General features: G+C 50.0%; 11 protein-coding genes. 9 read left to right on the forward strand and 2 right to left on the reverse strand.

Features of this window, described 5'->3' with window-relative positions; translation table 11 throughout:
* The 9 genes from PHI12_13010 to PHI12_13050 all read left to right on the forward strand — a co-directional run.
* A partial coding sequence (locus PHI12_13010) for a PKD domain-containing protein (protein ID MDD5511711.1) occupies nucleotides 1–1,836 on the forward strand: 1,836 nt, incomplete at its 5' end.
* Between the two features lie 5 nt (nucleotides 1,837–1,841).
* Nucleotides 1,842–2,219, forward strand: coding sequence for a hypothetical protein (locus PHI12_13015; protein ID MDD5511712.1), 378 nt, complete (start codon nucleotides 1,842–1,844; stop codon nucleotides 2,217–2,219).
* 5 nt (nucleotides 2,220–2,224) lie between these two features.
* Entirely contained in the window at nucleotides 2,225–2,473 is a 249-nt protein-coding gene (locus PHI12_13020) for a hypothetical protein (protein MDD5511713.1), read from the forward strand.
* Nucleotides 2,470–2,604: a hypothetical protein gene (locus PHI12_13025; protein MDD5511714.1), complete on the forward strand. Its 135-nt coding sequence runs from the start codon at nucleotides 2,470–2,472 to the stop codon at nucleotides 2,602–2,604. The genes PHI12_13020 and PHI12_13025 overlap by 4 nt, the downstream gene beginning before the upstream one ends.
* Nucleotides 2,577–2,822: a hypothetical protein gene (locus PHI12_13030; protein MDD5511715.1), complete on the forward strand. Its 246-nt coding sequence runs from the start codon at nucleotides 2,577–2,579 to the stop codon at nucleotides 2,820–2,822. The genes PHI12_13025 and PHI12_13030 overlap by 28 nt, the downstream gene beginning before the upstream one ends.
* On the forward strand, nucleotides 2,819–3,370 hold the full coding sequence (locus tag PHI12_13035) for a hypothetical protein (GenBank protein MDD5511716.1): 552 nt from the start codon (nucleotides 2,819–2,821) through the stop codon (nucleotides 3,368–3,370). The genes PHI12_13030 and PHI12_13035 overlap by 4 nt, the downstream gene beginning before the upstream one ends.
* 3 nt (nucleotides 3,371–3,373) lie before the next feature.
* Complete coding sequence (locus PHI12_13040) at nucleotides 3,374–3,880, forward strand: hypothetical protein (GenBank protein MDD5511717.1); 507 nt, start codon at nucleotides 3,374–3,376, stop codon at nucleotides 3,878–3,880.
* A complete protein-coding gene (locus PHI12_13045) occupies nucleotides 3,877–4,134 on the forward strand; it encodes a hypothetical protein (protein ID MDD5511718.1) in 258 nt (85 codons plus the stop codon). Before PHI12_13040 ends, PHI12_13045 begins: the two co-directional genes overlap by 4 nt.
* Complete coding sequence (locus tag PHI12_13050) at nucleotides 4,076–4,630, forward strand: zonular occludens toxin domain-containing protein (protein MDD5511719.1); 555 nt, start codon at nucleotides 4,076–4,078, stop codon at nucleotides 4,628–4,630. Before PHI12_13045 ends, PHI12_13050 begins: the two co-directional genes overlap by 59 nt.
* Before the next feature lie 153 nt (nucleotides 4,631–4,783).
* Here PHI12_13050 and PHI12_13055 read toward each other — a convergent pair whose 3' ends face one another.
* Both PHI12_13055 and PHI12_13060 read right to left on the reverse strand, forming a co-directional pair.
* Nucleotides 4,784–5,050: a hypothetical protein gene (locus PHI12_13055; GenBank protein ID MDD5511720.1), complete on the reverse strand. Its 267-nt coding sequence runs from the start codon at nucleotides 5,048–5,050 to the stop codon at nucleotides 4,784–4,786.
* Nucleotides 5,051–5,072: 22 nt separating this feature from the next.
* On the reverse strand, nucleotides 5,073–5,981 hold a 909-nt coding region (locus PHI12_13060), incomplete at its 5' end, for a hypothetical protein (protein MDD5511721.1).

The raw sequence follows: 5,981 nt of genomic DNA on the forward strand, positions 1-5,981 counted from the left end.
GTAGCAGAGTTCTCAATGGACGGGGATGCCGGATACGCACCGTTTACGGTCTCGTTTACTGACGAGTCGTTGAACGATCCAACCGATTGGTTATGGGAGTTCGGTGACGGTATTACTTCGACTGATGCCAGTCCGTCACATACGTATACCGAACCTGGTTACTATACGGTCACGTTAACGGTAACAAATCCATACGGGACGGATTCTATCGAGTACGAGGTTCTGGTTATGTCAGTAACCGGGTTACCGGACGTCCATATACCCGACTACGGCGACGAGTATATCCCACCGTCAGAATGGAACGATTTACAGCCGCGAGGAACGAAATGGGTGTCAGATTATCCGTTTAAGGGGTATAACTCGTCGTTCCTGTGGTATATGAACTTCACTGATGATTCCGAGTGGGTGTTCGACAACTTCGACTCGTTCCGGATAGATATCTATGACCAGACGGACGCCACTACGGACGCCTATTCGCTTATAAAGAGCGTAGATTTACCGTTAGTCGAAAATCAGACCGTTTACGCGAATTATACGACAGTCGTCCCAACGGTTGATGAAGGGTTAAAGTTTGGTAGTGAAGCGTGGCGCCGACCATACTACCTCAGGGGCGAGATGTGGCTGACTGATTCAGAGAGCGGTTTTGAACAGGTAGTCGATATCAAGATTCAGACGCTCCACATCGCGTTACCGGCGATAACGAACTATTGGGGAAGGAACGATATTTACGAAGGGGAAGACGTTATCACGGACTTCCAGTGGATGAGCCTGGAGAACGGAATAACCGATCCGGATGTGACCGAATCTATCCGGCTGGTTATCTGTTACGGGACGGCGTATAATGAACTCGGGGTTTATGAGGCGGTATCTCCCCAGATAACTGAGAACCCGTATCGGTGGGTCGTTCCACGGGCGTATTTCGACTACGATACCGATTATACGGTCTTCCTCGAACTTGGAGACGATACTGAGACGTACTGGAGATACCTGACCGGGTACACGTTTACTCCAAGTATAGAGGCGACTGAATCAAGCCTGGTTTGGACTAATAAGGCGGGAACGGCCATTACTACGACTACAGAAGACCAGTATGCATACCTGTCGGTCGATAGCGGGTCAGCCCTCTACGATGCTACCTATTCGTCGGTTAAAGTTCTATTATACCGATACGATCCAGTAGCGGAACGGTGGGTTCAGCGGGACGAACCGCTGAAGACGTATACGTCTTCTATTGACTCCCGGATAGACGATTCTATTGAATGGCGGGCCCAGGACGGGACGTATATCGCCCAACTGGTCGGATACGGAGGGAGTCTGACCCCGGTAGTCTTCGCCCAGTCGCCGGAACTGACGGTGAACGAGAACATCCTCTCGTTCGGCAACCTTGTTGATACGGGCGATACCTGGCTCGGATTCGGTAGCGGAGGCTCTACTGGCGGTAATGGCGGGTTTGGACTGCTCCTGTCCGTCTTTATCATTGGAATATTCTGTTTCATACCGAAACTTGTCTTCCAGCGGATGGACACGATGGTCATACTCATATTCGGAACGCTCGGGCTTGTGCTCTGTATCGGACTGGGGCTTATACCGCTCTGGACGGTGCTTGCAGCCGTTATCCTGGCCATCTTCTATATCATGTGGGGGTCAGTCGGACTCGGGCAGATTGTCAGGGGGTATGGCTCTGGTGACGATAATGAAGTGCCGCCCCCTTCGATAAATAAAGACGCTGAAATCTCGTACAAGGACATAGTCGCCCTGAAAGAAGATGAGCAGTTACGTGAACTAAGTGCTACAAAAGCGAAGATTCCGCTTGACAGAGCCCGACAAGAGAGGTGAAAGAAATGAGCGTCCTGGACATCGATTCGATAGGAACACCACCGGTCAAACTGGTGGCCGTCATGATTATCATGTATGGCATCTACCTGGTGTTTCTCGGTGAATCGTTCGCCAATTTAACAATGGGCGCTATACTGGTCAATTTACTGACGTTCGACCTCTCTACCGAGCCGTTCCTCATGCCGGGCATGATAGCCATCCCCATCTCGATATTCATGTTCATGTTGTCGGGGTGGTTCATTCTCGGCATAGCGCAAAAGGTCATATCGCTCTTCCCTGACGGAACGGTCAGTGGAGTGGTCTTCAATACGGCTAAGGCCGTTATAGTGGCCGCCGTTGTGATTTATCTCGGTAGTGGACTGCTTTACATAATAGCGTGGTGATGATGATGGAAGGGTTGTTGATAGGCATACTGGTCTTTGCAGGGTGGGTCTTTTCAGTTCTCCTGGTAGAGAAGTATCGGGATCTGGTATATGCCCTGATGGGGTTCATGTTTGGTGTAATGGCCTATTACAGTCCCGTCCTGAATTCCAGCGCTACACACAACATCTTACCGATAGTCATGTTCGCTATAGGCGTCTACCTGACGGCCCTGGCGTTCATGGCGGTTATTCAGAAACGGAGTCTGACACGATGATGGATGGTATTCGAACATGGCTCTCACAGGTAAAGAAACAGGTGAGAGCCGATATTGATGAAGGAGTCATTAAAGGCAATGAGAAGGTTCTGGAGATGCAGAGATGGTATTATCAGAAGAAGAAGACGTAAGGCTGTCGAACTTCCTGAAAGACATTGTTCCTGTCTGCTTAGAACTTTCTCTAAAAGGGCTGGCAGGCGGTATGGTCTATTATGCGCTTCGCTTGTGGTGGGAAACCGAGTTCATGTTTCTGTCACAAACCGGAGAGACATTTGCGACGCTAATGGGGCTGGCCTTTCTGGTGTTGCTTTTCTCGATTCCCAACCAGTTTGGGAGTGATAACATATGAGCCTGTTTGAAAAGGTTGAAGAGACGTTACGGGTAGAGGTTGTTGGGACAGACGGTATCAGGCGAGTCGGGTATTATCCCCGGGATGTCGATATGGTCGCCAACACATACCGGATCGACCCCGAGAGGGTGTTTCTCACAAAGGTGAAGAAGAATGCTTTCTCAACCGTTCAGCAACCGACTATCATGTTCCGGGAGAACAGTTCTGAAGCCATTCCGTACCGGGCGGCAGCATCAAAGCCGTCTCCGAAAGAGATTGGTGACGCTGTCAGCAGGGCGGCCTGGGCCCTGTCCAACCTGATTATCCAGAAAGAGGACAAATGGAAGATATTCCTGCTTCTTCTTTGTGGGCTGGCGGTTGCCGCTGGCGCTGGATCGGCTTACCTGTCGTATGATACGGGCCAACGCCTGACCGACTTTGAAGACCGGTTCATGTCAGCCATCGACACTGCCAACCCGGGCGTAACAGTGACGCCAACAGTGACGCAAACGGTTAAACCGACGACGACTTTACCGACGCCGACGGTTGCCACTCCAACGGGGTTATGATCCATGACAGACGAAGAGAAACCGAAACCGAAGCCGAAGCCGAAGGCAAAACCCAGGGCGAAGGCAAAGAAATCGACAAAGACGAAGAAAGAGCAGATTGAAGAGCAAATCGAAAAAGAGGCTCAGGAAGAGCCTGACCTCTGGGAATACGACGATTACGACGAGAGTTTAGTAATGGATGAGGAATCGGACATTGATTCCTCAGACCTTCATATTGTCGGAGACGATTCAGCGTCAGACGTAGCGAAAGCCATATCGGCAATTCTGGGTTCAGACGATTTCCGAACAAAGACGGAGTTGACCAAACAGGAAGTACGTGCCCTCGCAGTACTCATCGAAATTGGTGATAAAATGAACGCAATGAGGCTCTTAAAGTTCGCTGAGAACTTTATGGCGCTCATGATATCACACGAGCGGGGGTCTCGCCGGGAAGTAGTAGCCTCATTTGGCGCTCTGGAACAGTTCGGAAAGCGGGACACACCAGACCCCATGATGAGGTTCAGGGGATGAAGGTTAAGAAGAATAAACTCAGCGTATTGGACAGGGCTCTGATAGTCTATCGGAACCCTGACGACTTCTTATACGACAGTTTCCTGGCAGAAGAGGTAGAGAACCTGGGAGCGGTCAGCATCTACATATTGACCGGGATTGACACGTTTACACGAAATAGAGGAAAAGTATTAAAGTTTATCGGTGAGAACGGTAATGAGTCTGAAACTACTAACGGGGTTCAAAGGGCACGGGAAAACAGTACTACTGACTAAATTCCTGCACGACGATTATCGGAAAGGCAGGGACATCTATTCCAACTATGGGCTGACGTTTCCACATAAGAAGATTGATATCGGCTGGATGCTCGAAAATCCGGATCAGATGGTAGACGCTTCTATCGGCATTGACGAGGCCCAGACCTATTTTGACTGTCGGTGTTCCGGGACAAAGCGGAACCGGGTCTTCTCATACCTGATGCTCCAGTCGCGAAAGCGGGGTGTTGACATCTATTTCACCTCCCAACAGTTCGAGAATGTCGATATTCGTATCAGGCGCAATATCGACTATTTATACGAGTGTACTGCGTATATCATTGAAGACAAGCGGCTTAGAAAGGCCAACGTCCAGGAGATTGAGGCTGAGAAGATTGACCGGGTAGTAATTACCTTATTCAACTATACGAACAATAAGAGGCAGCGGTTCGTCTTCAACCCGAAGAAGTATTTCCCGCTCTACGATACGAACGAGTTTGTCGATATAATCGAATAAAAAATTATTTTGGGACGAATTCACGCCTGGCTAATAGCCAAAGCGCTTTCCTGAGGGAAATAGACGATTTGCACTTGGGGCACATCGTCTTCTCTCTCTTGAGGATATTTCCCCGATAGTCCCATACGTAGTCGCAATAGTAACATAATATTCTCATATACCCACCGTTATCCTTTCTTTCTCTCCGGGAGCGAGATATCGTACACGATACTCGCCATCGCAGAACTTCGAGATAATCATCTGCTCAACGTCATGCCGGGGGTGCGTAACTGTAACAATCATCGTCACCCCACCGCTCTCCCGAAAAATCAGGCTTATTCGCCCGTTCTTAACATTATCGGGGAGATACACGTCATACGTGTTGTCTCCACCCATTTCGCGATCAATTGCCATCCTGTCGGAATTCATGTGAATTACCATATATACCTATAACCCTCAACACCTATATACTTTTCTGTCCATCAAGGTCTTCCTGCACCCACGGGTCATATTCGCCCGGCGCCCGGTACGGATCGGCCATGATGTCGGGCGTCTCATTAGGAGTCGGATACGTCTGAACCATCATAGTGCCCGGATTGAACTTCGTTCGGTAATTGGCAGGCGATTCGAGCAGCGTTCGCTTCGTCCCGGTCGGAAATATCTTCAATTCCTTTCCTTTTCTATTCCCGGAATACCCGTTGATCCACTGACCTCTCTTATGCCACCTTTCAGTGCCCTGGAGGGCCCCTTTCAGTGTGCAAAAACGAACACATGGCAGGTAAACCTCGGTTTTACCATCAATCCAGGCTTGGATTAGCATTTCCTCGTATTTACTGACCTTTTCCTGGTATGACGCCTGCCGCTCGGCCTTTGTCTGGCCATCGCCAACCAGTTTGTCGAACCCTCTTGACCAGAGAAACTTCGTGCCATCGTTGTCCAGGATATAGTGACCTGACTGGGCCAACAACATGGAATCGTGCTCCTTCTTCTCCCATGCTCCCAGAACCTTTTCCCGGGGCGTAGGCAGGTCTAAGGGGGCGAGAGAGTATATTCCATCGGTTGCGAAACAAATGACCTTCTCGGGCGCTTGAGAGCCGGCTGAGAAGAGTTGGGCCCTGGTACCCGATGTGATATACCCGGCATACGCAGTCGAACGGAAAGGCGGTTTATACCCAACGCGCTGCGCCTGTTTCCCGTATAGCGAATTCAAGGCTAATTTGATGACCTTTTCGGCGCCGTTCGGTTTCCCGGTAGCCTTCGTCTCTTCGACCAGTTGTTTTCGGAGTTCGTAATACTCGGGAATGAAGTCGAACGGTTTGTCATCAGGATCGTCGGGAGTGAATGACCACCCACCTTCGATATCGATAGACCA

This window comes from Dehalococcoidales bacterium (genome assembly GCA_028716225.1).
Classification (GTDB): domain Bacteria; phylum Chloroflexota; class Dehalococcoidia; order Dehalococcoidales; family UBA5760; genus UBA5760.

Bases quoted from the DNA above. Each gene is read 5' to 3' on its own strand.
- PHI12_13015 (MDD5511712.1), top strand. From the start codon at position 1,842: ATGAGCGTCCTGGACATCGATTCGATAGGAACACCACCGGTCAAACTG.
- PHI12_13020 (MDD5511713.1), top strand. From the start codon at position 2,225: ATGGAAGGGTTGTTGATAGGCATACTGGTCTTTGCAGGGTGGGTCTTT.
- PHI12_13025 (MDD5511714.1), top strand. From the start codon at position 2,470: ATGATGGATGGTATTCGAACATGGCTCTCACAGGTAAAGAAACAGGTG.
- PHI12_13030 (MDD5511715.1), top strand. From the start codon at position 2,577: ATGGTATTATCAGAAGAAGAAGACGTAAGGCTGTCGAACTTCCTGAAA.
- PHI12_13035 (MDD5511716.1), top strand. From the start codon at position 2,819: ATGAGCCTGTTTGAAAAGGTTGAAGAGACGTTACGGGTAGAGGTTGTT.
- PHI12_13040 (MDD5511717.1), top strand. From the start codon at position 3,374: ATGACAGACGAAGAGAAACCGAAACCGAAGCCGAAGCCGAAGGCAAAA.
- PHI12_13045 (MDD5511718.1), top strand. From the start codon at position 3,877: ATGAAGGTTAAGAAGAATAAACTCAGCGTATTGGACAGGGCTCTGATA.
- PHI12_13050 (MDD5511719.1), top strand. From the start codon at position 4,076: ATGAGTCTGAAACTACTAACGGGGTTCAAAGGGCACGGGAAAACAGTA.
- PHI12_13055 (MDD5511720.1), bottom strand. From the start codon at position 5,050: ATGGTAATTCACATGAATTCCGACAGGATGGCAATTGATCGCGAAATG.